Below are 25672 nucleotides of genomic sequence, written 5' to 3'. Positions count from 1 at the left end.
TATGAACACGACTGAAAAAATTCAAACTTACTTAAACGATCCAAAGATTGTTAGCGTTAATACTGTTGACGCTCACTCAGATCATAAGTATTTTGAATCTCTTGCAGAATTTTCTGAAGGGGAGATGAAGTTAAGACAATCTCTTAATGGAAAATGGAAAATTCACTATGCTCAGAATACAAATCAGGTTTTAAAAGACTTTTATAAAACAGAATTTGATGAAACGGATTTGAATTTCATCAATGTACCAGGTCATTTAGAGCTTCAAGGTTTTGGTTCTCCACAATATGTGAATACCCAATATCCTTGGGATGGTAAAGAATTCCTTCGTCCACCTCAAGTTCCTCAAGAATCAAATGCTGTTGCATCATACGTTAAACATTTTACCTTGAATGATGCATTAAAAAATAAAAAAGTATTTATCTCATTCCAAGGGGTTGCCACTTCCATCTTTGTATGGGTCAATGGTAACTTCGTAGGATACAGTGAAGATTCATTTACACCTAGTGAATTTGAAATCAGTGATTACCTTGTTGAAGGTGATAACAAGTTGGCGGTAGCTGTTTATCGTTACTCTACAGCAAGCTGGTTGGAAGACCAAGACTTCTGGAGACTTTACGGTATTTTCAGAGATGTTTACTTGTATGCTATTCCAAAAGTTCACGTTCAAGATCTCTTTGTTAAGGGAGATTATGATTACCAAACAAAAGCAGGTCAATTGGATATTGATTTGAAGACTGTTGGTGATTACGAAGATAAGAAGATTAAATATGTTCTTTCAGATCATGAAGGCATCGTTAAAGAAGGTGATGCATCTGTTAATGCTGACGGTGAACTATCTGTAAGTCTTGAAGATTTGCAAATCAAACCTTGGAGTGCTGAAAGTCCTAAACTTTACAATTTGACCCTTCATGTTTTGGATGATGGCCAAGTTGTTGAAGTCGTTCCAGTTAAGGTTGGATTTAGACACTTCGAAATTAAAGATAAACTCATGCTTTTGAATGGTAAGAGAATTGTCTTTAAAGGGGTTAACAGACACGAATTTAACGCTAGAACAGGACGTTGTATCACTGAAGAAGATATGCTTTGGGATATCAAAGTAATGAAACAACATAACATCAATGCTGTTCGTACTTCTCACTATCCTAACCAAACACGTTGGTATGAATTGTGTGATGAATATGGACTTTATGTTATCGATGAAGCCAACCTTGAAACACACGGTACATGGCAAAAACTTGGTCTAAGCGAACCTTCATGGAATATCCCAGCTAGTGAACCAGAATGGTTGCCTGCTTGTTTGGATCGTGCCAATAACATGTTCCAACGTGATAAGAACCATGCTAGTGTTATCATTTGGTCTTGTGGTAATGAATCATATGCTGGTAAAGATATTGCTGACATGGCTGATTACTTCCGTAGTGTTGACAATACTCGTCCAGTTCACTATGAAGGTGTTACATGGTGTCGTGAATTTGATTACATTACAGACATCGAAAGTCGTATGTATGCGAAACCAGCTGATATTGAAGAATACCTCACTAACAATCCTCAAAAACCTTATATTTCATGTGAATACATGCACACAATGGGTAACTCTGGTGGTGGATTGAAACTCTACACTGACTTAGAGAAATATCCAGAATACCAAGGTGGATTTATTTGGGACTTCATTGACCAAGCTATTTACAAACCACTTCCAAATGGTAGCGAATTCCTATCATATGGTGGTGACTGGCATGATAGACCTTCTGACTACGAATTTTGTGGAAATGGTATTGTCTTCGCAGATCGTACTCTAACTCCAAAACTTCAAACAGTTAAACATCTTTACTCTAATATTAAGATTGCTGTTGATGAAAAATCAGTAACTATCAAGAATGATAATGTCTTTGAAGATCTTTCTGCTTATACTTTCCTAGCTAGAGTTTACGAAGATGGTAGAAAAGTTAGCGAAAGTGAATATCACTTTGATGTTAAACCAGGTGAAGAAGCAACATTCCCAGTAGAATTCGCCGTTGGAGCTTCAAATGCTGAACGAATTTATGAAGTTGCTTGTGTTCAGAATGAAGCAACTGAATGGGCTCCAAAAGGACATGAAATTGTTCGTGGTCAATATGTTGCTGAAAAGATTAGCACTGAAACACCAGTTAAAGCACCTTTGAATGTTGTTGAAGGCGACTTCAACATCGGAATTCAAGGACAAAACTTCTCTATCTTGCTTTCACGTGCACAAAATACGCTAGTATCTGCTAAGTATAACGGTGTTGAATTCATTGAGAAAGGTCCTAAACTTAACTTTACTCGTGCTTACACCGACAACGATCGTGGTGCTGGATATCCATTCGAAATGGCAGGCTGGAAAGTTGCTGGAAACTATAGTAAGGTTACAGATACTCAAATTCAAATTGAAGATGACTCTGTTAAAGTGACTTATGTTCATGAATTGCCTGGCTTGTCTGATGTCGAAGTTAAGGTGACTTATCAAGTTGATTACAAGGGTCGAATCTTTGTTACTGCAAACTATGATGGTAAAGCAGGTTTGCCAAACTTCCCTGAATTTGGTCTAGAATTTGCTATCGGTTCACAATTTACAAACCTAAGCTATTATGGATACGGTGCAGAAGAAAGCTACCTTGATAAACTTCCTGGTGCCTATCTTGGTCGATATGAAACATCTGTTGAAAAGACATTTGCTCCATATCTAATGCCACAAGAATCTGGTAACCACTATGGTACTCGTGAATTTACAGTATCTGATGATAACCATAATGGTCTTAAATTCACCGCACTTAATAAGGCATTCGAATTCAGTGCTTTGCGTAACAGTACTGAACAAATTGAAAATGCTCGTCATCAATATGAGTTGCAACAATCTGATGCTACATGGATTAAAGTTCTTGCTGCTCAAATGGGTGTCGGTGGTGACGACTCATGGGGTGCTCCAGTTCATGACGAATTCTTGGTTAGCTCAGCAGATAGCTATCAATTGAGTTTCGTGATTGAACCACTCAACTAAAGTATTATTGGACTTTGCCTCCAACGATATATATGATAAAGGAAACTCGAAAGGGTTTCCTTTTGTCATGGTTTGAAGTAAGAAAAAAGGAAACAGATCTCTGTTTCCTTTTAAAATTTAACTCAGTTTTCAATTCCTTTAAAAATGGGAGTGGTCAAGTAAAATTATGAAAAAGTGAGTTAAAGTTATTGATATAGAAAAGGAACTAAACCACTCCCAAGACGTTAATGATTTTTTGTAGCTTTAAATGAAACTTGAAGATTATGCCTTGATGTTAATCGTCCAATGGCACTCTATCTAATATGAGTGTACAACTTTGAGTCTAGATGTCCAAAAATAAGACTCTATGGATTCTTATCTGTATTGTGATTGGCGACTATTTTTGTCAATAAAAATTTAAGAGGTTGTTGATTTCACTTAGAATATAGTAATGTTCTATGAAAACGTATACAATAGTAGTTAGAGAAATAAACATAGATTGGAGAAGATTGATGACATCATCTTTTGAAGACTTCACAAAAAAAGCAGAAGCATTCTTAGAAGAACATATTACAGAGTATCTCAGTGTGGACATGGCTCTTGAAGATTTTGCAAGACAATACAACCAAGGGCTTTTTGATGAGATTACTTCCCCTGATTCAAAGCAGGAGAGAGCTTGGAAACTCATTGAAGAGGCTTATCATTATCACGAGGAAGATCCTTCGAGAAGTCAGGAATTTTTGACAGAAGCTTTAAAACTAGATCCTGAAAATCTTGATGCTAAGCAGATGCTCTTAACTTTTCAAAGTCCACTTGAACATCTAAAAGGCCTAATTGCTTTAGAAAAAGAGCAAAGGTCCAAGTGGGATCAAGGTCCAAAAATGGGCTGGGCTAATCTTGACGAGCGTCCTTATTTGTCTTTGAAGTATAATCTTGCTAAATTTTATTTAAGCAACAGTATGAAGCGGTTTGCTATTAAGGAATTTGAAGAGATTCTAGAGATAGATGTTCAAGATCACATGGGAGTCTGTTACGAATTGATGGCTACCTATTGTAATCTGGAGGAGTTTGATAAGGCTAAAAGCTTTTTCGAATGTGAGCAAATGGAATATCACGAAGAAGATTTGATGATAGTACCAATGATGACGGTCTCTCTAATGACGGGACATAGTGAGGATGCGGATTTCTATTTTGATCTTCTCTATGCAAAAAATCCAGAGTTCGAAAATTATTTAAAAATGATTGAACAAGGTGATGAAGAGCGTCTAGTTGCCGAAACGCTTAAAGTCAACCCTATCTTATTTGAAGCCAATAGTATGCAAAGTCTTTTAATGGTTTTTAATCAAGTCGTTGATCTGTCCCAGTCAGAATATTATTTTACTTGGTTAATCGAAAAATATCGTGCAAAACGTCCACAAAGACATGTTGCGAAAAAGAAAAATCCAGAATTGCACAAACTAATTAGAGAATTGGAAAAAAGTATAGAACCAAGCAAAGCCCTCCAAGGACTTTCAATAAGTGTGGAGCGTATACTTCGTCAACATAGCTTAATAGAATTTAAAGATTTTAAAAAGAAAACGGAAGAGGAAGTAGCAGCGATTAGAGGAGTTGGAAAGGTGAGCATGGAAATCCTTAAAGAAAATGGTGTTGTCTATAAAAAGAAGCGGAAAAAGAAGTAAGGAACTATTCATCAAACAAGCCGTAGCAAATCTTTGCATTTTTATCTTATATTTTTTAAGATAATTCTGTTACAAATTGAAAAGGAGAACAGGATGGAAACATATACACTTTCAAATGGCGTTACGATTCCTAAAATCGGTTTTGGGACTTGGCAGATTCCAGAAGGGGAAGAAGCTTATAACAGCGTTAGTTTCGCACTTAAGGCTGGTTACACACATATTGATACAGCGCAAATCTACGGTAACGAGGTTTCTGTAGGTAAGGCGATTGCTGATAGTGATGTGGCGCGTGAGGATATTTTCCTCACAACAAAACTTTGGAATGACAAGCATGATTACGAATTGGCTAAAGCCTCTATCGACGAGTCACTCGAAAGATTAGGTGTGGATTATTTGGATCTTTTGCTCATCCACTGGCCAAATCCTAAGGCTCTTCGTGAAAATGATGCTTGGAAGGCTGGCAATGCAGGCGCTTGGAAGGCAATGGAAGAAGCTTACAAAGATGGTAAGGTTCGTGCTATTGGGGTATCTAACTTTATGCAACATCACCTTGAAGCTCTCCTTGAAACGGCTGAAATTGTGCCACATGTCAACCAAATTCTCTTGGCTCCAGGTTGTGCTCAAGAAGAGTTGGTTGACTATTGCCAAGAGCGTGACATTCTTCTTGAAGCCTACAGTCCACTAGGTACTGGTAGCATTTTTGGAAATGAAGACGTTGAAGCAGTGGCTGAACGTAACGGAAAATCTGTTGCTCAAGTTGCCTTACGTTGGAGCCTTCAAAAAGGTTTCTTGCCACTACCTAAGTCAGTGACAGCAAAAAATATCGAAGCCAACTTGGATATCTTTGACTTTGATTTGTCAGAGGAAGATATGGCAGTATTGGATAAGATTCAAGGCATTAAAACTCAGGATGATCCTGATTCAGTTAACTTTTAATAGGACTGCAAGCAACTCGTAAGGGTTGCTTTTTCTATTGTTTTACGAATAAAAGTATGAACCTATTATCAAAATTGACAAAAAGGAGGAGTGGTAATACAATGGTGTTACAAAAGAGAACGAGGTTAAGGATATGACAACAATTACATTGAAGGTTTCAGAAGCAGATAAGAAGTTCATGCAGGCCATTGCGAAATTTGAAGGGGTATCCTTGTCAGAATTAATTCGTACCAAAACTTTAGAAGCCATTGAGGATGAATATGACGCTAGAGTAGCCGATTTGGCTTTGGTAGAATATGAAGACTATCTTGAAAATGGTGGGGAGGTGCTAAATTGGGATGACCTATAAGATAGTACCCACCCCTATATTTGCCAAAAATTTAAAAAAGTTGGATCCTTTCGTCAGAAAACAAATTAAGGCTTATCTCAATCGTGTCACAGATAATCCAAGAGCCAAGGGTAAGGCCTTGGTTGCCAATCGCACTGGACAATGGCGCTATCGTATTGGTGCCTATCGTGTTATTGTCAATATTCAGGACAATGAACTAATCATACTTGCCCTCGAAGTCGGTCATAGACGTGATATCTATTAGTATCAAGACTTATAATATCCCAGATTCCGTTAATTTTTAATAGGATAGAAGCAACTCGTGAGGGTTGCTTTTTTCTACTGTGTGTGCCCGAATTTGCTATAATAAGGCTATCATATCAATTACTATTAGAAGGGAAGTTATGCTATGGAATCGCGGAACCTTCTTCCTCAAAATACGCGTCTGATGGCTAATTTGTTGAGTTTCTCGGGAGGGGCTTTGGATGTCTTTTGTTATATGTACTATCATAGTTTGGTTGCTACACAGACTGGGAATATCCTTCTCTTGGTCGCTGACTGGCGAAACAGTAGTATGTACTATAACTTGTTGCGTTGCTTTTCAATCTTATTCTTTTCTTTAGGCTTTCTTTTTGGTATGTGGTTTAAAGACCAGCGTAAGAATGCCTATTGGCGAGTTTATGGTCTTCTTCCACTTTGTGTGATGACAGCTATCCTGCCTTTTCTACCTTCAAATGCCTTGATTGAGCTCCCGATTATCGCTTTTTCTGCAGGTATCATGATGAAGACTTTTACTGGCAGTCAGATTGAGAATCATCCCTTCGTGATATTTATGACCTCAGGAAATTATCGAAGGATGTTAACGGCCCTCTATTATGCCATTCAGGGAAGTGGTGATCAGAGAGAATATCGTCGTCAGGCTGTCAATTATAGCTTTATCGTAGGGAGCTTTGTCGTTGGTGCTATCGTCTCAGCCGTTCTGATGCATTTTGTACACCTTAAGTCAATCTGGGTAATCACACTCAGTCTTATTGTCATCATGGTTTACTATTCATCTGAAGTGAAACGGCTAGGGCTCAAGGAAACTAATCTTTAGTCGTCTGTAGCAAATATTTTTGATAACAATTGTCTTATGTTATAATTTTGATTATATTATTTTCATTTAATCAAAAAAAGGAGACATAAGATGCCTGTAGTATGCAATGATTTTTCAGATATCGTTTATAATCGTCGTTCCATTCGTAACTTTGATCCATCTGTTAAGATTCCGCGAGAAGAACTGTTGGAAATCCTAGATAAGACTGTTACAGCACCATCATCAGTCAACATGCAACCTTGGCGTTTTGTTGTTGTTGAGAGCGAAGAGGGCAAGGAAAAATTGACACCTTTCGTCAGCTACAATGGTGTGCAAAATGAAACATCATCAGCCATGGTCCTTATTTTTGCCGATTTGAAGAGCCAAGAAAGAGCTGAAGATATCTACGGTAAGGCTGTTGCTCAAGGAAAAATGCCTGAAGAAGTCAAAGAAAAACAACTGTCAAGCATTGTGCCAATGTATGAAAATGCTCCTCGCGAAATGATGAATGAAATTGTCCACATCGATGCTAGCCTTGCTGCCATGCAGTTGATGTTGGTTGCTCGTTCTTATGGTTATGATACCAACGCCATCGGTGGTTATAAAAAAGATGGGCTTGCCAAAGCCTTTGGACTTGATGAAGACCGTCATGTACCAGTTTTGCTCATTGCTCTTGGGAAAGCCAATGAAGAAGGCTTTGAGTCTGTTCGTCTGGATGCCTCTGATGTGACGACTTTTGCTTAATAAATAATTGACCGTAAGTCTCGGAAGTGGAGGCTTACGGTTTTTATTTTTCCTTTTATGCTATCAATAACTCATAATGCACCTTGTCATTAATTTGGCTTTTTGTTAAGATGAAAGAAAAAGTGAGCGTATACAATTGGTAGTATTATTGGAGGATTAAGACATGGCACGTATTTTACAGATTGAAGACAATGAGGATATCCAGAATATTCTTTTTAACTTGTTTTCTGAAGAACATGATATTATCCAAGCCTACTCTGGAACCGAAGGAGAGCTTTTGTTTCAAAGTCAAGAGATTGATTTGGTTCTCCTAGATATCATGTTACCGGGTAAGGGTGGCGAAGAAGTGCTTAAGTTTATCAGGCAAAGAAGCTCTGTTCCTGTCATTATGCTGACAGCCTTGGGTGACAAGCACTTGATTAGCCAGTACTTACTTGATGGTGCAAATGATTATATCGTTAAGCCCTTTGATCTTGAAGAAGTTTATGCGCGTGTCTCGGTTCAACTACGTGAACACAGCAAGGAAAGTAGTAAGCATGATAACATCTATCAAGTCAAAAATATCACGATAAACCCAGACAGTTTTGAAGTCTCCTGTCAGGGAAAAGTCATTCGTTTGGGTAAGAAAGAGTTTCAAATTTTCCACACACTCCTTCAAAATCCAAAGAAAATTTTTACTAAAGAGGACCTTTATGAGACGGTTTGGGAAGCCCCTTATCTATCAGGTGATAATACATTGAATGCACAGTTGAGTAATCTACGTAAGAAACTAGCCCAAGTGGATGCGGGTACGGAGTATATCGAAACGATTTGGGGCTTAGGTGTGCGACTTAAAGGAGAAGACTGATGGAAGGACTGCTTATTGTATTGATAGGACTTCTTCTGGGAGCGACTACCTGTCTAGTTCGTTACTATTTGGCTGTAAAATCTCTCTCAAAGCAGATTGAAGAAAAGCTAGTTGAAGAAAGCCATCGACGAATTACTCTGAAAAACCAGCCAGAATCATTGGTTATCCTAACGAATCGGATTGAGTCTCTTTTTACCCAAATTGAAAAGACTAAGCTTGTCGCTCTCCAAGAAAAGAAAACCATGGACATGGCTATCAGTAATATTGCCCATGATATACGAACACCACTGACAGTAGCGAGCGGCTATGCTCAGCAAAGTCTTCGAAGTAGTAGGGATGATGATATGGCTATGGAGAAGATTTCTAAAAATCTACTGACTGTTTCAAAGCGTTTGGAAGCCTTGTTGGAATATCGACGATTAACAGAGGGGGCCATCCAACCACAATTTCAAGATGTGGACTTTTCTCAACTTGTGGTTAAGTCTATCCTGCCTTACTATGACATGTTTCAAGAGACAGGGATTACACTAGATATTCAAGTAACCCCTGATATCCAATGCGAAATGGATCCAGATATTTTTGAACGTCTATTTCAGAATATTATCAGTAACGTTCTAAAACATGGTAAGACTCAAGCTCAACTGACATTGCAGAAAAAGGACGATGGCATTTATTTGTCAGTTAGTAATATGGTCCAACAGCCGATACAGCATCTGGACCAACTAACGACCCGCTTTTATTCTGAAAACCTGTCAGACACCGAGGATTCCTCTGGACTTGGACTTTATATCACCGAACACTTAGTCCAAGTCTTAGCGGGTGAGTTACATTTGGCCTATGAGAATGAATGGTTTTATTTAACAGTGAGGTTAAAATAATTTCGGAAAACAATTCAACCACCGATTTGATTTAGCAAAAAATCTTTGATTCTAGAATTCTTTTAAAATATAGAAAGTAACATTATTCATACTGCTTTTCTTGATTCTATTTGCTTTCAGTGATAGAATAAAAATATTGAGAGGATATCGTAGGATGACTGGTAACAGAGCGTTCAAAGGTACCAACTTCTGGTACGGGTGCGGTGCTACCTTCAGCTTCAGGCTGTAAAGAACCCTTACTGACATTGGTCCTCTTTTTTAGTTGTCGTCAACTTTTGTTGGTGACTTTTTTTATATTTTAGATTTTGAAAGAATCCATAAATTTATACAAACTCTCGTAAATAAAATAGATATCTTCAAAGTAAACAAACACTTCTACATCAAAAATATGAATTGTTTCGCACCTTCGGAGAGAAACGGATTTGAAGTCACAGAATAAAAATAACATCGCGCGCGTGCACGATGTTATTTTTGTTCTCATAAATCTTGTTTTTCAAAGGTAATCAAGCCCAAAGCTGTGAATGCTAGGATAAATGCTACTGCCACGATTGCAGTATTTTGAATGATAGTTTTATCTGCAGTCATGCCGTAATTAAAGTTGAGTGACAAGTATTTCAAAATTTCTACTTTAGGGAAGACTGCTGCTGGTACGGTTAAAGCTACTAAACCAAGGGTGTAAGTCACAAAGGTTGTCACGATAGAATGTGTGAGGTAGAGGGCAACCGTGGTCAGACTTACCCAAGCTAGATTACACAAGAATTGGAGAAGGAAAGTTAAGGCAAAGTTTCTAACAAAGTGATCAGGTACAGTTCCAAGACCGTGGCAAAGAGTACCTAGAACAAAGGCAAGGCCGTAAGACAGGAGGAGTTGTCCTAAAGTGATAGCTACAATGACGGTTGCCTTGGCGAAGAAGAACCCGCTCCGTGAAATGCCAGAGGTGAGATTATTCTTGTACAATTTTTGTGCTAAATCAACACCCAAAATGATAGAGACCACAATTAAAGTGAAGAGGACTGTCATGGAGATACTACTAGAGTAATTAATCAGTGATCCGACACCGGTCCACGAAGAGGCGCTTTTAACGGCTTGTTTTGCCCCAGTTTCTACGCCTACATGCCCTGTGCCTCCCAATAGGACACCAGAAATAATGTTTAGGGCTAGGATAATTTCAGAAATCCAAAATCCTTTAGAACGGAAGAGTCGATAGAAATCGGCGTGAATAGTGTGTAACATGGCTCTACCTCCTTTCTGAATCTACTAGTTGTGTGAAGTAGTTTTCTAAGTCTTGACGTTTGTAGTAAATTTCATCGATGTCAACTTCTTGTTTAACCAGCTCTTTGACAATTGCCTTTATAACATGGGATTTGTCAAAAATATGAATTTCATTGTCGCTGTTAACCACTTTGAAGTGTTGATGGAGTTGGTCTTGGAGAATGCGACTAGCCAGGGCTAATTGGTTAGTTTTAAGAACGATATAGTCTTCGCTGAGATGTTCGAATTCGTCCTTAGTGATTTCACGGATGATGTGACCGTGATCAATAATGCCAAAGCGGGTTGAAACTTGATAGAGTTCAGACAAGATATGGCTAGAGATGAGAACTGTCATACCTTGCTCTTCGCTCAATTTTTTAATCATTTGGCGGAATTCTTTGATAGCAACTGGGTCGAGACCATTAATCGGTTCATCTAAAATAAGTAGGTCTGGTTTTGCAATCAGTGCAATAGCGATACCTAGACGTTGCTTCATACCCAGTGAGAAACTACGAAATTTTTTCTTGCCAGTGTGTCCAAGTCCAACTGTATCAAGGATCTCATCAATGACCTTGTCAGGATTTGGAACGTGATGAATCTTGCAGTAGTAACGTAGGTTTTGACGTGCATTGAGATGATTCAGGGCAACTGGTGTTTCAATCACAGAACCAACACGTTTCAGTGCGTGAGTCCACTCTGATTTGGAGGTAGAGTGGAAGAGGGAAATACTGCCTTGGCTAGGGCGGATGAGTTTAGTGATGACTTTAATCAGTGTTGTCTTACCTGCTCCGTTTCTTCCGATAAGGCCATAGACCTCACCCTTTTCTAAGGTCAGGTTTACATTGTCGAGTGCTAGGTGTTGGCCGTAACGTTTAGTCAGATGTCTGACCTCAAGTACCTTTTTCATGATAAGCCTCCTTTCGCTTATTTGATACCGCTTTCTTTTCATCTTTATTGTAGTATAAAGTCATTAAATAAACATCAAGAAATTCTCAAATATTTCTTAAATTTTTCAAGAAATCATGAAAATAGTGGTGACTAAATTCTGATAGTGTGTGCTTTAACCCACGATTAAGGTAAGGCCTCTCTCTTTGTGTTATAATGAAGAAAAACGTTGAATGTAAAGTTTATTTTGCCTTTTACTAGGAGTCTTTTATGACAAACTATTTGGTCCAGAGGTTTCTCTGGTTTCGTGAGCGAGGCTTCGTCCAAATTACGCAGAAAACCTTGGTTTCGCTCTTTCCCTTTTTCCTATTTTCAGGAATTATTCGGGTGATTTCGCTATCTGTCTTTTCGGAGCTTGGTTATATTAACCAATTGTTTTCAGTTTCTGACTGGTTACCGGCCTTTAAGATAACTGGGCAGGTGCTCATTAATCTTTCCAACTTTCTTGGTGGCTTAGCCGGGCCCTTATCAACCTACTTTGCAGGAAAATACACAGCTGGTCACTATGGTAGAAGTACTGGTACAGCTGGTGTGACATCCCTTTTGGTTAGCTTAATTATAGGATCGCAGGAGCTGTTGCTGTCACCGCTAAACGATGGTGTTTTGACTCGCATCAATTTACCGGCTTCAATCAACATTATGTTGGCTATCTTTGTGGGCTATCTGGTTGGCCAGATTTTTCGCTTTTCAAGAGCTAGTGATGATCAGATTGTGGACAAGGACTATATTTATCAACCAAAGACCGTCCGTCCCATTTTTTTGTCACTCATTTTAGCTATTGGACTTAACATTCTCTTTGTGATTGGAGAGCAAGATAATGTTTTTCTGATGATTAGACAGGTTACCTCTACCTTTACTGTAACTGATAATCACCTGTTCTCAACCTTTATGATGGGACTTTTGAACACTTTTTCTGCTTGGATTGGAAATAGTCAGGCTTTTGCCCTAAATTCAATTGCCGAGGATAGTTTTGCCTTGGAAAATTTGACCTATGCTGTTTCCCATCATACGACGACTGGGCTTCCCCACCTTTACACACTAACAAATCTTTATCATAGTTATGGCTTGGTTGCTGGCATTGGCTCAGGGCTAGCCCTCTTGGTGGCTCTGCTTTTAGCATCAACCAGTTATAAGGATAAGAAGGTGAGTCTTCTAAGTGTCTTTCCTAGTCTCTTTAACAATGGGGCTCCATTTATGGTGGGGATACCAGTCTTGCTTAATTTAGTTTATCTGGTTCCTTTCCTACTGGCACCTATAATCAATATGGGCATTGCTGCGGTGGCCTTGGCTATTCATCTTATGCCAGCTGCGGTTTATCCAGTTCCAGATGGTACACCAAGTCTTCTTTTCGCCTTTATCGGAACTGGGGGTAGTTTACGAGCTCTTGCTGTAAGTCTGCTCTGTTTTGCAGTCGACATTATTATCTTTATTCCATTTGTGCGTCTGTCTAATAAAGTACAACACGGTCTAAAAGAGGAAGGAGAGAGCATTGAAACTAAATAAAAAAACTAAGTTGGTCTTTATCCTTGTTGCTTTCTTTCTCATTGGGCTAGCCGTCCCATCCTATAGTTGGACTAGGAAAAATGTCAAGGAAATAGAGACTTTCTATAATTCAAAATTGTCTCCCATTATCATGATTCCAGGGAGCTCCGCTACGGAAAATAGATTCGACGGCCTAGTACGTAAGCTCAATCAAGACCGTCGTGGCGTCAAGCATAGCCTTCTCAAAGTCAAGGTCTGGAACAATGGGCGTATCACCTTTGAGGGTAAAATCAAGGATAAGGATAACGAGCCAGTCATTGTTATTGGATTTGAGAATAACAAAGATGGCTATAACAATATCAAGAAACAAACTAAGATGATGAATCAGGCATTTGAAGCCTTGCAGAATAAATACAATTTCAATAATTTTAAAGGGTTGGGACATTCAAATGGTGGCTTGATTTATACAGCTTTTATTGAAAATTATCTTAGGGACTACGATGTCAAGATAAATTCTTTGATGACTATCGGAACGCCCTATAATTTCACTGAAACCAATATTAAAAATAAATCGGTCATGCTAGCAGACTTTATAGCTGCTAAGGAGAATATTCCGGCTACCCTACATGTCTATTCGGTAGCGGGAACCATTACCTATGATTCGGACGAATTGGTTCCCGATGCTAGTGTGTCCGCTGGGAAATATATCTATCAGAATCAGGCAAAAAGTTATACTGAAATCACTGTTACAGGTGAAGATGCCCAACACTCGGATTTACCAACCAATGATGAAGTAGTGGAACTAATCAAACAACATATCGAAGGACAAGGTGTTCGTAAGAAGCAAAAGACCAATCTAGAACCTCAATAGGCTAGAATACTATGTATTATTAGTCTAGTTAGTATTATCAAATACAAAAGAATAGAGTCTACGATGGCTCTATTTTTTTAGTGTAAGACTAACTCTTTAAGTTGTTGTAACTCCTTGTTTTACAACGTTGGTTTTGTTATAATTGATTGAAAAGAAAAAGATGAATGAGAGGTTCTGATATGCAAATACCAAGTCGCTTTACCATTGCTGTCCATATTTTGACCCTTATAGCACAAAATAAGGGAAATGAAACTAAGCTAACCAGTGATTTAATGGCAGGTAGTGTGGGGGTTAATCCAGTTATTATCCGCAAAACCTTGTCGCAACTGAAGAAAGCAGACTTGATTTCAGTTCAAAGGGGAAGTGGAGGAGCCACATTAGCCAAGGCACCAGAGGAGATTAACCTTTTGCAGGTTTTTCGTGCGGTGGATAGCATCGGTCCAAGTGGCAAACTCTTTAGTTTTCATGACAATCCTAATCCAGCGTGTCCAGTAGGACGTAATATCCATGGTATTTTGGATCAGAGCCTAGAAGACGTTCAAATGGCAATGGAAAAAGAACTCGAAAAGAAAACTTTGGCTGGTATTTTAAAGGATGCTAAGGCCAACTGGAAAGAAGCTGGAGCTTGATTTTTAGATTTTAAACTATAAGAAATCGAAAGTTTTTCGGTTTCTTTCTTAATTTCCAAGTTGTAATGATTGACGTGACAATAGAAAAAGTTATAATGTAATTCATATAATTACAACACAGGAGAAAATCATATGACATACGACTACAATAGTAAGATTTACCTTGCGGAGACGGTACTCAATGTGAAGGACTTGGCACGTCAGACAGCCTTTTATACACAGGTTATAGGACTTGAAATCCTATCTCAAACTGCAACAGAAATTGTTTTGGGTGCTGGAAACAAGCCACTAGTTCACTTGATTGAAACCAATCGTGAGGAAGCGGTCAAGTCCAGTTATGGTCTCTACCATATGGCAATTTTGTTGCCATCTCGCGAGGATCTGGCAGATGTTTTCAAACATATTGCTGAGCTAGATTATCCATTTGTCGGTGCAGCTGACCACGGTTATAGTGAAGCCCTTTATTTGGAAGACCTTGAAGGCAATGGTATTGAGCTCTATAGAGACAAGCCTGTTGCTGAATGGGATATTCGTGAGGATGGTCGCATTGTTGGTGTAACAGAAGAACTATCAGCTCAAGAAATTTACGAGATGGGACGCAAGGTTGAGCCTTTTGTGATAGCTAAGGATACTCGCATGGGGCATATTCATTTATCGGTCAAAGATAGTCAGCTAGCAACGGCTTTCTATAAGGATGTTTTGGAGCTGGCAGATAAGTATACCATTCCAAGTGCTAGTTGGATTGCTTCAGGTGATTACCATCACCACTTGGCTGTCAATGAATGGGGTGGCAAAAACTTAGCCAAACGTGAAAAAGGGATGATTGGTCTTGCCTACTACGTCCTTGAAGTAGAAGACAAAGAAGATTTGATTACCATAGCAGAACGTGCTAAGAATCGTGGAGCAGAGGTCAAATGGTTATCTTCTAATGCGTTAACATTCGAGGATAGTGATGGTATTTTGACAGGAGTAAGAAAAAATCAATAATTAGTGATTTTTTGAGTCGTAACTGTTGACATTACATTTGAAAGGTCTATAATGGTTATTGTAATCAAAGTTATTACAAATAAAACTTAACAATTTTAACAATTAACATTCATCACAAAGAAAGAGGGAATAACTATGACCTACTTTACAGACTTACAAACAAAACGTCGTTCAATTTATGCTTTGGGAAAAGACCTTGAGCTCTCTAACCAAGAATTGATTGAAACCATTCAAGGAGCTGTTCTTAACACACCGACAGCCTTTAACTCACAAACATCACGTGTGGTGATCTTGCTGGATGAAGAGTCAGATGTTTTCTGGAATGAGATTGCTTACTCTGAGCTTGAAAAAGTAACGCCAGCAGAAGTTTTTGAGGCAACAAAAGAACGTTTGGCAGGTTTTGCTCAAGCTAAGGGAACAATCCTCTTCTACGAAGATCAAGATGTAGTGAAAGGCCTTCAAGAGCAATTCCCACTTTACGCTGAAAACTTCCCAATTTGGTCAGAGCAAGGTCATGGAATCGCCCTTTATGCGACGTGGTTGGCTTTGGCTGAGAAGAATATCGGTATGAACGTACAACACTACAACCCACTTGTTGATGCTCAATTAGCTGAAAAATACGACATTCCAGCTAACTGGAAACTCCGTGCTCAAGCGCCATTTGGTCAAATCGTTGCACCAGCAGGAGATAAAGACATCCAAACAGAAGGTCGTTTCAAAGTTTTTGGCGACAAATAATCACTTTAATTTAGTCAGTCAGCCTGACAGTAGGCTACATACTGACTGAACAAAATCATAATGATAAGACAAAAAAATTAGCAAGATTGAGAAATCTTGTTATTTTTTTATCTTAAACAAAGTATAAATTTCTAATTATCTTTTTATATTTTCTTAAATGCTCGTAAAGCCTTATTCTATGTGCTTTCGAGTATTTTTACTGTAGGAAGATACTTCACGTTTCTTTGCATATTTCCTCATGTCTTAGCTGTCAGAAGTGGTAAATAAGTAGTAAATTCATTTGTACTACTAAGCAACAAGACGCTCCTGTTGCTTCTCTTTATTCAAGCGTTTCATTTCTGCCATTGCAGAATCGAATGTTGCATGTGCGTAATAGTTCAGCGTCATGGCTATATTAGCATGTCCCATAATGTACTGTAATGCCTTTGGATTCATTCCTGCATTTGCATAGTTGGTACAGAATGTATGTCGCAAACTATGTGGAGTGATGTGTGGCAATTTATCCTCGTTATACTTATTGTATTTCTTAACAAGACCTTTCATCATGCCGTTGTAATCACTTGCCACTTTTGGATAGTTCTTTCTATTAAGAAAGAGGAAATCACTATATCCATCAATCTCAACACGCTTATCATTCTTTCGATTCGCTAACACTCGCTTAAATGCTTGATAGGCTTCTTCAACCATAGGAACTTGACGTTCGCCACTTTTGGTCTTTGGTGTTTCAATGTAGTACCCAATTTCAGTATCTCTCAATAGCTGATGGTCTATATTGACAAGACGATTCTCAAAATCTAAATCTGGAAGTGTCAAACCACCAAACTCTGAAATACGAAGACCTGTTTTTAAGAGTATCAGAATTTCATCATAATTTTTGCTGTAGGTTTTATCAGCTTTTGCAAAGGCTAACAGTTTTTCTTCCTGTTCTTCTGTTAGTACGGTCTTAGGGACAGTATCATCATCAAGAACTGCTTTCAGTTGAAAGTCAAATGGATTCTTCCGAACACAATCATCTTGTATAGCAATATAGAATGAAGCCTTTAAAGAACGTTTGTAGTTATTGATGGTTTGATAAGCATAACCATTTTCACTCATTCTAATAGCCCATTCTTTAGCGTCTGATGGCTTAATACTGTCAATACTTCTTACACCTAACTTGTCTTTCTTCAAAATATCCATAAGATATTTGCGTCCAGTTTCAGTGTTTTTTCTAACCTTTGGTCTTTGAGCGTTCTGTTTTGCGTAAAGCTGGCAGAGTGTCATTTTCTTTCCTACAACATCAATACCATCATGAATGTCTTTCTGTAACTCTGCGATTTTCTCTCTAAGTGAGATACAATCACGCTTTCCTGCTGGTACTCGGTCTGTAGCCACAAGTTTCCACGAGTAAACAAATTGCGGTTCTCCAAATGAATCTATATATTTGTATAAGTATCTTCCGTCTTTTCGTTGGCTCTCTCCAGTCTTTAAGATTCGACCTTTATTGTCACGTCTTTTTTCTGACATGGCATTTGCTCCTTTCCTTTATGGAAAGAGCCTTGATACGACTTAATACTATTTTATCATATACAAGACCCTTTGGCGACGCTAGATTGCGTCCAATGTATCTATAATTTTTTCAAATTGTTTTCGTTTAATCTGAATACGATTGCCATTCATAATCAGCCAATTTGCATTTTTATTTTCCTCTGCCAAGCGTCGTAGCTTGTTTTCGCCAATACGAAAATATTTTGACGCTTCTTCAATGGTTAGGGTATAACGTTCCCAAATAGGAATGTCAGTCTGCTTCATAAAATCCTCCTTTCCAAATCACTTATTTGGATTTCATAAAAGTTGTTTTACCAGCAATCGAACAGCTTTAGCAAAGCTCACGGGAGTTCCACCCCTGCATGGTTCTCATGTAGCCATACTCATTGCCTGCGACGGTTTTATCACGCTCGGACTATTGACTGTATGGGAGTATCATTATCACGATAAGAATGTCGTTGCAGGCAATCCTGCTAAAGATTGCTTCTCGGATCACTAACATGAATCGCTCGCTATCTTTATAAGATAGGTCATGGCGGTTAGTTCCGTTGGCTCTTTTCTTATCGAAACGTATTCGATTACTTTTATTCAGTTTTCAAAGAACAATGGCTCGTTAGCCTATCAAAACACATTGAAAGCTCAATATGCTTTGGTGGAATAACAAACCTCCCTGTTCGGGAAGCGTGGAATGGTTTAGCACGCTTCCACGAAAGGAGAGAGGATATTACTTAATTTCAAATGACAAAATCTTTGTAATCAGTCTGGTTTCCATTCTTCCACGTAAGACTTCATCAACGACCATACTTTGATTGCCATATTCATCTTTCATAAGTCGTAGGGAACGCTTCGTTATGTACCCTCTGTAATGATGTAGAATCTGGTTAATCGCTTCGGTATCGCCATCTGTTGCCTTTACAATGAGAGGAAAGGGAATCATAGGATATTGTGTTTTCATTCTTCAAATTCCTCCATAAACTTTTTAATTAAGGCTAGTCCACTGGTTCTATGCCGATAGACAGTAGAACGGTTCAATTTCAACAGGTCTGCAATTTCTGAATCGCTCATGTCCATAAAGTAAAACAGCAGTAGAATTTCACGTTTCTTGTCTGGCAACTCACGTAATGCTTCACTCAACAAATCATTTTCAACGCCTACTGATAACCCATTGAGTGTAAAAATCTGAAAGTCAGTTGAATAGTTATCTGTTGTCGCAAACTGGCTAACAAGATAATCGCCAACATCCGAAAAGGACACCTCACGCTTTGCAATCCTTGAAAGATAAAGCATATAATTCTTTCGCTCGTCTTCCATAGCACGTTTACAGATATAGTCAAACTGATTTTCTATTGTGGTCTGAAAAGAAGATGGTTTCATGTTTCTCACCCCCTTTCTGTCTAGGAAAGGAAGTGAGCCTTGCTCGTTTATCTCCTTTCACTCTTAGTCCCAATGTGAAAGGGGGATTTGTTGCATTACTGATAAATAAACTTTGTAAAAAAGTTCTGAATAGCCAAAAAAGCATATAAACAGATTTATTTCTCTGTTTACATGCTTCTGTTATTCTATCTATATGATTTATAAAACCACATTGGTGGACGTACTTATCTATTGCAGATAGACGACTTTTTTTGACAAGAACCCAATGTAAGGAAATTTATTGTATATGATGTACTTCATGGCGACGTTGACCTCCAACAAACCGCCATTTGGAAGTAATATACAATATTTTAACAGCGTAAATAGCACTACCATATAACGGTTTTTTTTATTGGCGTTTAGTAGTGCTTTTTATTAAATATAAACCTATAAACCATATAACACGTTTTTCTATACCTGTTTTTAATTCAGTAGGAACAATAAAATGTATAGAGGTGGTCTACTATGCGTAAAAAAGAAGATAAATATGATTTTAGAGCCTTTGGTTTAGCCATTAAAGAAGCTCGATTGAAACGAGGTTTAACTCGTGAACAAGTGGGAGCATTGATTGAAATTGACCCACGGTACTTAACTAATATTGAAAATAAAGGGCAACACCCCAGCATACAAGTTCTTTATGACCTTGTATCGTTACTTCATGTTTCCGTTGATGAATTTTTCTTACCTGGGGTCCCGAGCGCTTAGTGGGAATTTGTATCGATAAGGGGTACAAATTCCCACTAAACCAATGTTTCAAGGCCTATTTATTTTTTATATTCAATTCTCTTAAGTGTTTAGGAATAGATAACAAGTCAAATTTATACTCTCCAAGAAAAGTGATATGCTCCCAATTAATAGGAGATACATGCTTCATATACTTAGTTACTTCGGGATCTATTTTGACGAGATAATTATAAGCTGCTTGTAAGTAGACGGCGTTCCATATACTTATTGCATTTATTAACACATTAAGCGCACTAGCACTTTGAAGTTGTCGGCGAATATCGCGCTCCATAAATTTTCCGCGTCGCCCAAAAAATAGTTCTCTAGCTAAAGCATTAATCGCTTCTGTCTTATTTAGTCCATGAGTGATCCTTCGCCGTAGCTCACTATCTGTAATATAATCTATCATAAAAATGCTCTTTTCAATGCGACCTAGTTCTCTCAGTGCAAGAGCTACTCTATTCTTACGTGCGTATGAGCCTAGCTTTCCTAATAGTAAAGAACTAGATACTTTTCCTGTTTGAATCGAATAGGCGATTCGTTTAATTTCATCATAGTTTTCTTCAATAATTTTTACATTGATTTTTCCGCTTATATCTTCTGATAAGTTAGGGTAGTAGGAAGGTGATTTGATAGAAAATAATTGTGATTTTTTTATATTTCTGATGCGAGGTTCAAAATCAAAGCCTAGTAATGCGGTCATTCCAAACACCTGATCAGAATACCCATTTGTATCAGTAAAATGTTCCTCAATATCTAGATCTGTTTCATGATAAAGTAGGCCATCAAGGGTATGAGTAGCTTCCCTTGTATTAGTTGAAGCAACCTCGATATGATGAGTCGTATGCCTATCATTTATTGATCGAATCATTGTAGCTCCTTTTTCCATACTTTTGTAATGTGGATTAACATCGGATTTTAGAGCTGAGACGCCCACTGGGACGCGCATTCCGTCTGAAGCAGTGGTTTTTCCTTCACCCCAAAAGTCTGCAACAGGAAGCTTTAACTGATAATTAACCAAAACAGATTGAGCACGAGTCAGAGCTTCTTTATAAAAGCGCCATTGTTTGGCATTGGCTAACTGAGAATAAGAAATTCCAGGAGTTGATTGGGCCATTTTTTCAAGACCAATATTCATCCCTAAACCCAGCAAAGCAGCAAAAATAATTTTTCTTTCTTGTTCACTCGGCGGTTTCCCTGTAGAATCATGACTAAATTCTTGTGAAAAGTTGGTCCAACTGTCCACCTCAATTAAAAGATCACTAAGCCTTATCTTAGGAATTATTGAATAAAGTTTTTTTCTATATATTTCTGCTTCGCTAGGTGTAACTTTTTCCAACTTTTTAAGGTTTGCTCTTGAAATTCTCTTATCAACTGTCGAATAAAATTGAAGCTGTAAATCTAAAATTATTTCCCGATCCTTTAAATAGTCCTCAAACGTGTCTGGAATAGTTTCTGAATCAATACAAGCAGATAAATCAACTAAGTAATCATCAATATTTCGATGGATCATACTTCCTTCAACTGAAATATCTCCTGATCGAATATTGTTCTTTAGCTCGGTGAAAGCTACTAACTCATAGTAAGACCGATCTATTTTCCCCTCTTCTGGCCGAACAAGGCTTTTCCATTTTTTACTCACAAAATCAGTAGAAGTATCTGCCGGTATTTTTCTTTTACCACTATTGTGTAAATCAGTTAGTTGAGTTAGGGCCATGAGGACTGGATTTGCTGCCGGAGTTGCTTTGAACGAAAGGGTCCTCAATAACATTGGCGTGTATCTTCGGAGGTAATTAGCTTTATTTCGAACCATTTCTAAATAGCCATGATTTTTATTACCTGTAATTTTTTTAGCTTCTTCTCCATCTTGTACTAAATCTTCCCAAGGCATGATTCGTTCAATTTCGTCAAAAGGATTACTATCATTATCTTTTGCAAAGTGAAGAGCATCAATTAAAGAAGCATAATGTTCCAATTTTTTAGTAGCCAATTTTCCTTTTTCTTTTAACTGTTCTTGTGAATCACGTGTCCCTTTGCGTTTAATACTTGCTAAAATGCGGTCATTAATCTCAATCAGTTGATCGATCAGATATTGATGATGATTGACTAAAAAAGCAATAAGTAAAGAGTATCTTTTTTCAAGCTCAAAACGGGAGAAGTCATATGCATCATAATTTTCCCCTAGTCTAGCTAGCTGAAGAAACCTGTTCCGATTAATATGGGAGACATTAATTGTCCCGAGTCCCATGGAAGCAATCACTTCCACTTTTTTACAAATACTCATAAAGCTTTCTGGATTTGCCTTACCTGGAATGTCTTTTAGCCAAGCGAGTTTAGTTATTTTCGTCTCTTCATAAATTTGAAACAAACTCTCTAGTTTTTCAATTTGTATATCTGTTAATGAACAGAGTAATATTGAAAATAAGTTGTTTTCTGCTTTATCTCGACAGCGGCTTATAATGTCTTCAAGTGTAGCTATAGATGGAAAAATAATTCTTTTTCGAGTTAAGAAATCAATTGTTTTTTTCATTAGATAGATAGAGTCATCATTTTCTAAAGCTAGTTCAATTAAATATTCTATTAACTGTTTTTGTGTATTAGCACTACCGAATCGATGATAGTTGAATACTTCTAAGATCTCGTTGAAGTGATTTGCACGTGTATTTCTATGATCATATGAATTTAAATCAATTGCATCAAGATGGAGCTGTCGACTCACATAAGAAGTTAGTCTGGTTGATTTAATCGGCCAATTACTTAAAGAACACCCAGGATACCGGGCCAAACAAAGTTGTATCGCAAATCCTAGTTTATTGACCTTTCCACGGTGTTGATTAATAACCTCCAGATCATAATCAGAAAAACTAAAATACGCTTTAAAATCCTCTTCTGATAAGTGGTCTACAGAAAGAAGTTGTTCACGCTGTGAAGTAGTTAAAATTCTTTTCATAGCCATATCTTAAGCATTCCTTTTATTGAGGTAACGGTAAAAGGTTGTTTTGCTTAATTTAGAGGCATCAAGAATTTGACGAATAGAATACTCTTTGCTGTCATACATTTTTAAAGCTAAATCAATTGATAGCTTACCTTTACTTGGACGGCCCCCTTTTTTTCCTCGGACTCTGGCTGCCTTAAGACCAGAGTTAGTTCGTTCAATAATAATATCCCGTTCCAGTTCTGCTAAACTAGCCATAACTCGGAAAAAGAATCTTCCCATAGACGTTGAAGTATCTACGTTATCTTGAATAGATATAAAATTGACACTAAGTTCTTCAAATAATTCAGAAAGTTCAATCAAATGTTTAGTTGATCGTGAAATTCGATCTAACTTGTAAATGACAACAGAATCTCCTTCACGTAGTAGGTTGATCATTTCTTCTAATTGCGGTCGGTCTTTTTTCGCACCAGTTACTTTTTCTTGAAATAATTTATCAATTCCATAATGAGTAAGTGCATCAATTTGTAAACTAAGATTTTGATCATCCGTACTCACTCGAGCATAGCCAAAAATCATAAAAAAACCTCCTTAATTTTATAATTTAAATGTACCATAACTCATTAAGTATAACTATATAGGAACTATGAAAAAGGAACGGATTTTGGTACTTGATTTACTTAAAAAACATTTAGAAAAAGCAGGAAAATGAAAAGGTACCATAAACGGTCGTTTATGGTACCATTCAAATTTATCCTTATTGTACAAAATAACAGCGAAATTTTTAAATCTATTCCTTATCGATACAAATTCCCCGTAGGCGCTAGGGACCTCTTTAGCTCCTTGGAAGCTGTCAGTAGTATACCTAATAATTTATCTACATTCCCTTTAGTAACGTGTAACTTTCCAAATTTACAAAAGCGACTCATAGAATTATTTCCTCCCGTTAAATAATAGATAACTATTAAAAATAGACAATACTTGCTCATAAGTAACGGTACTTAAATTGTTTACTTTGGCGTGTTTCATTGCTTGATGAAACTGATTTTTAGTAAACAGTTGACGATATTCTCGATTGACCCATTTTGAAACAAAGTACGTATATAGCTTCCAATATTTATCTGGAACATCTGTGGTATGGCGGGTAAGTTTTATTAAGACACTGTTTACTTTTGGTTTAGGATGAAAGCATTCCGCTGGCAGCTTAAGCAATTGCTGAATCGAGACTTGAGTGTGCAAGAGCAACCCTAGTGTTCGGTGAATATCCAAGGTACGCTTGTAGAATCCTTCTTCAACAATCAGATAGATGTCAGACGCACGGCTTTCAAAAACCACTTTTTTAATAATTTGTGTGCTTAAATGGTAAGGAATATTCCCAACAATTTTATACCTCTGTTTGTTAGGGAATTGAAACTGTAGAATATCTTGGTGAATTAAAGTGACACGAGTATTCAGTTTTAATTTTTCTGACGATAAGTTGAATAGATGACTGTCTAATTCAATAGACGTTACCTGTTTACTTATTTTAGCCAGTTTCGTCGTTAAATGCCCTTTACCTGTTCCAATTTCGTAAACGGTATCGGTTTCTTTTAAATTCAATTGTTTTATTATTTGGTTGAGTACTTTTTCACTCGTTAAAAAGTTTTGAGAATATTTTATATTTTTGTTCATGTAATCTCTCCTGAAGTGATTACATCTATAAACAAATACAGAAGTTAAACGATTTGTTTGTAATTTTAGTTATCTGTTTAAAAAGTCATAAGATTAGTCACTGGTAGGAATTAATCTAACGTATTTATTTATCTGCGTAATCACTGTTTTTAGTCTGTTTCAAAACAGTAGATGTTTTATCTACATTACGCATTTGGAATACCAACATGACGAATCCCTCCTTCTTAATTACAAATTTTTAGCATCTAATTTAACTTCAATTCCTATTATACAAAATTTTAAGATAATGCACTATCAACACACTCTTAAGTTTGCTTCTAAGTCTTATTTCCATAACTTTAGGGTTAACCATACGCAAGACCAATCACTCTCGGACAATACTCATGATTTTAATGATAAAATCCATGTTAAACCCATAGATAAGAAATACACCTGCAATAACCGTTACCTGTTTGTGCCAATTTAAAAATGCACCACTTTTTTATAATTAAAACGGTTGAAAACTGTACCACTAATAACTCACAATAGAGAGATGTCACCGTCAAGTTAAATGTACAAAATAACAGCGAAATTTTTAAATCTATTTCTTATCGATACAAATTCCTCGTAGGCGCTCGGGACCCCTACCTGCTAATAACTTGGTAAAAAGCACCCGACGATTACAGATAGAGAAATACATGGATAGCTTTACAGACAAAGAACTATCCTTAATGGAATCTTTAGCCAGCGGTATCAACGAAGCAAGAAACATCGAAGACTAATTAAAAGAATCCATACATAACGGAAAGAGCCGATAAAATGAGATTGTATTAATCTCATTTTATCGGCTCTGCGTCTTTGCGTCTGGCTCTGTAATCACAGTTACTTTGAACTGCTTTATTTCAATTAAATTTTCTTGTCTGCATTTCGGACAATAGAGGGGGAATTTTTTTAATTCAGTATCTTCCCTTATCTTTAATCGTGTTTTATTTCCACATACAGGACACAATATCCACTTGTAGTTTATAATAACTAT

The 25672-nt window shown here is 37.4% G+C and carries 26 protein-coding genes and 3 pseudogenes; 17 read left to right on the top strand and 12 right to left on the bottom strand.

Annotated features, from left to right (window positions below):
• Position 1: 1 nt before the first annotated feature.
• From H7T93_RS06545 to H7T93_RS06505, 9 genes are all read left to right on the top strand, one after another.
• The gene (locus tag H7T93_RS06545) at positions 2–3019 is read left to right on the top strand and encodes a glycoside hydrolase family 2 TIM barrel-domain containing protein (protein ID WP_201041701.1); all 3018 of its coding nucleotides are present in this window, start codon (positions 2–4) and stop codon (positions 3017–3019) included.
• A 437-nt stretch (positions 3020–3456) separates the two neighbouring features.
• Positions 3457–4677 (top strand): hypothetical protein, encoded by a 1221-nt coding sequence (locus tag H7T93_RS06540; RefSeq protein WP_260313908.1) that lies wholly within the window; start codon positions 3457–3459, stop codon positions 4675–4677.
• 93 nt (positions 4678–4770) lie between these two features.
• Positions 4771–5613: an aldo/keto reductase gene (locus H7T93_RS06535; RefSeq protein WP_201041700.1), complete on the top strand. Its 843-nt coding sequence runs from the start codon at positions 4771–4773 to the stop codon at positions 5611–5613.
• A 133-nt stretch (positions 5614–5746) separates the two neighbouring features.
• Complete coding sequence (relB, locus tag H7T93_RS06530; RefSeq protein ID WP_070438100.1) at positions 5747–5962, top strand: type II toxin-antitoxin system RelB family antitoxin; 216 nt, start codon at positions 5747–5749, stop codon at positions 5960–5962.
• Entirely contained in the window at positions 5952–6206 is a 255-nt protein-coding gene (locus H7T93_RS06525) for a type II toxin-antitoxin system RelE family toxin (RefSeq protein WP_145517253.1), read from the top strand. Before relB ends, H7T93_RS06525 begins: the two co-directional genes overlap by 11 nt.
• Before the next feature lie 144 nt (positions 6207–6350).
• Positions 6351–7037: a YoaK family protein gene (locus H7T93_RS06520; RefSeq protein ID WP_155164599.1), complete on the top strand. Its 687-nt coding sequence runs from the start codon at positions 6351–6353 to the stop codon at positions 7035–7037.
• A gap of 90 nt (positions 7038–7127) precedes the next feature.
• Positions 7128–7760, top strand: coding sequence for a nitroreductase family protein (locus tag H7T93_RS06515; protein WP_155164598.1), 633 nt, complete (start codon positions 7128–7130; stop codon positions 7758–7760).
• 163 nt (positions 7761–7923) lie between these two features.
• Positions 7924–8607, top strand: coding sequence for a response regulator transcription factor (locus H7T93_RS06510; protein ID WP_037602224.1), 684 nt, complete (start codon positions 7924–7926; stop codon positions 8605–8607).
• Positions 8607–9485, top strand: coding sequence for a sensor histidine kinase (locus tag H7T93_RS06505; protein ID WP_175057640.1), 879 nt, complete (start codon positions 8607–8609; stop codon positions 9483–9485). Before H7T93_RS06510 ends, H7T93_RS06505 begins: the two co-directional genes overlap by 1 nt.
• A 477-nt stretch (positions 9486–9962) precedes the next feature.
• Here H7T93_RS06505 and H7T93_RS06500 read toward each other — a convergent pair whose 3' ends face one another.
• Positions 9963–10718: a hypothetical protein gene (locus H7T93_RS06500; RefSeq protein ID WP_175057639.1), complete on the bottom strand. Its 756-nt coding sequence runs from the start codon at positions 10716–10718 to the stop codon at positions 9963–9965.
• A gap of 4 nt (positions 10719–10722) precedes the next feature.
• A complete protein-coding gene (locus tag H7T93_RS06495; protein ID WP_038676354.1) occupies positions 10723–11643 on the bottom strand; it encodes an ABC transporter ATP-binding protein in 921 nt (306 codons plus the stop codon).
• A 248-nt stretch (positions 11644–11891) separates the two neighbouring features.
• Between H7T93_RS06495 and H7T93_RS06490 the strand changes: the two genes are divergently transcribed.
• From H7T93_RS06490 to H7T93_RS06470, 5 genes are all read left to right on the top strand, one after another.
• On the top strand, positions 11892–13184 hold the full coding sequence (locus tag H7T93_RS06490) for a PTS sugar transporter subunit IIC (protein ID WP_175057638.1): 1293 nt from the start codon (positions 11892–11894) through the stop codon (positions 13182–13184).
• On the top strand, positions 13171–14034 hold the full coding sequence (locus H7T93_RS06485; RefSeq protein ID WP_175057637.1) for an alpha/beta hydrolase: 864 nt from the start codon (positions 13171–13173) through the stop codon (positions 14032–14034). Before H7T93_RS06490 ends, H7T93_RS06485 begins: the two co-directional genes overlap by 14 nt.
• A gap of 179 nt (positions 14035–14213) precedes the next feature.
• Positions 14214–14663, top strand: a complete 450-nt coding sequence (locus tag H7T93_RS06480; RefSeq protein WP_156685338.1) for an Rrf2 family transcriptional regulator — start codon at positions 14214–14216, stop codon at positions 14661–14663.
• 132 nt (positions 14664–14795) lie between these two features.
• Complete coding sequence (locus H7T93_RS06475) at positions 14796–15650, top strand: VOC family protein (protein WP_175057636.1); 855 nt, start codon at positions 14796–14798, stop codon at positions 15648–15650.
• A gap of 135 nt (positions 15651–15785) precedes the next feature.
• Positions 15786–16388 carry a nitroreductase family protein gene (locus tag H7T93_RS06470; RefSeq protein WP_175057635.1) on the top strand — a complete coding sequence of 201 codons (603 nt, stop codon included), beginning with the start codon at positions 15786–15788 and terminating at the stop codon, positions 16386–16388.
• A 288-nt stretch (positions 16389–16676) separates the two neighbouring features.
• Here the strand turns inward: H7T93_RS06470 and H7T93_RS06465 are convergent, their stop codons facing one another.
• Positions 16677–17894: a tyrosine-type recombinase/integrase gene (locus H7T93_RS06465; RefSeq protein ID WP_001291561.1), complete on the bottom strand. Its 1218-nt coding sequence runs from the start codon at positions 17892–17894 to the stop codon at positions 16677–16679.
• A gap of 81 nt (positions 17895–17975) precedes the next feature.
• The gene (locus H7T93_RS06460) at positions 17976–18179 is read right to left on the bottom strand and encodes an excisionase (RefSeq protein ID WP_000814511.1); all 204 of its coding nucleotides are present in this window, start codon (positions 18177–18179) and stop codon (positions 17976–17978) included.
• Between H7T93_RS06460 and H7T93_RS09985 the strand changes: the two genes are divergently transcribed.
• Positions 18163–18414 (top strand): hypothetical protein, encoded by a 252-nt coding sequence (locus H7T93_RS09985; protein ID WP_001845478.1) that lies wholly within the window; start codon positions 18163–18165, stop codon positions 18412–18414. The genes H7T93_RS06460 and H7T93_RS09985 overlap by 17 nt on opposite strands.
• A 225-nt stretch (positions 18415–18639) precedes the next feature.
• Here H7T93_RS09985 and H7T93_RS06455 read toward each other — a convergent pair whose 3' ends face one another.
• A complete protein-coding gene (locus tag H7T93_RS06455) occupies positions 18640–18870 on the bottom strand; it encodes a helix-turn-helix domain-containing protein (protein ID WP_000857133.1) in 231 nt (76 codons plus the stop codon).
• Entirely contained in the window at positions 18867–19289 is a 423-nt protein-coding gene (locus H7T93_RS06450) for a sigma-70 family RNA polymerase sigma factor (RefSeq protein ID WP_000804885.1), read from the bottom strand. Before H7T93_RS06450 ends, H7T93_RS06455 begins: the two co-directional genes overlap by 4 nt.
• Before the next feature lie 504 nt (positions 19290–19793).
• On the opposite strand from H7T93_RS06450, the pseudogene H7T93_RS06445 reads away from it, so the two are divergent.
• Positions 19794–20015, top strand: a pseudogene (locus tag H7T93_RS06445) (helix-turn-helix domain-containing protein); the annotation flags it as partial.
• 73 nt (positions 20016–20088) lie between these two features.
• Here the strand turns inward: H7T93_RS06445 and H7T93_RS06440 are convergent.
• The 5 genes and pseudogenes from H7T93_RS06440 to H7T93_RS10040 all read right to left on the bottom strand — a co-directional run.
• Complete coding sequence (locus H7T93_RS06440) at positions 20089–23007, bottom strand: Tn3 family transposase (RefSeq protein WP_001240982.1); 2919 nt, start codon at positions 23005–23007, stop codon at positions 20089–20091.
• A 3-nt stretch (positions 23008–23010) separates the two neighbouring features.
• Entirely contained in the window at positions 23011–23565 is a 555-nt protein-coding gene (locus H7T93_RS06435; RefSeq protein ID WP_000576156.1) for a recombinase family protein, read from the bottom strand.
• A 354-nt stretch (positions 23566–23919) separates the two neighbouring features.
• A complete protein-coding gene (gene erm(B) / locus H7T93_RS06430) occupies positions 23920–24657 on the bottom strand; it encodes a 23S rRNA (adenine(2058)-N(6))-methyltransferase Erm(B) (protein WP_001038796.1) in 738 nt (245 codons plus the stop codon).
• A gap of 124 nt (positions 24658–24781) precedes the next feature.
• Entirely contained in the window at positions 24782–24865 is an 84-nt protein-coding gene (locus tag H7T93_RS06425; RefSeq protein ID WP_001814874.1) for a 23S rRNA methyltransferase attenuation leader peptide, read from the bottom strand.
• A 48-nt stretch (positions 24866–24913) separates the two neighbouring features.
• Positions 24914–24997 (bottom strand): annotated as a pseudogene (locus H7T93_RS10040) (MLS leader peptide); the annotation flags it as partial.
• A gap of 283 nt (positions 24998–25280) precedes the next feature.
• Between H7T93_RS10040 and H7T93_RS06420 the strand changes: the two are divergent.
• Positions 25281–25418: pseudogene (locus H7T93_RS06420) on the top strand (XRE family transcriptional regulator); the annotation flags it as partial.
• A 59-nt stretch (positions 25419–25477) separates the two neighbouring features.
• Here the strand turns inward: H7T93_RS06420 and H7T93_RS06415 are convergent.
• On the bottom strand, positions 25478–25645 hold the full coding sequence (locus H7T93_RS06415) for a cysteine-rich KTR domain-containing protein (RefSeq protein WP_000336323.1): 168 nt from the start codon (positions 25643–25645) through the stop codon (positions 25478–25480).
• Positions 25646–25672 lie beyond the last annotated feature (27 nt).

The organism is Streptococcus sp. 9.1 (genome assembly GCF_016648815.1).
Lineage (GTDB): Bacteria > Bacillota > Bacilli > Lactobacillales > Streptococcaceae > Streptococcus > Streptococcus salivarius_E.
Note: the sequence above shows the minus strand (reverse complement) of the source record. Positions and strands in the feature narration are given on the sequence as shown.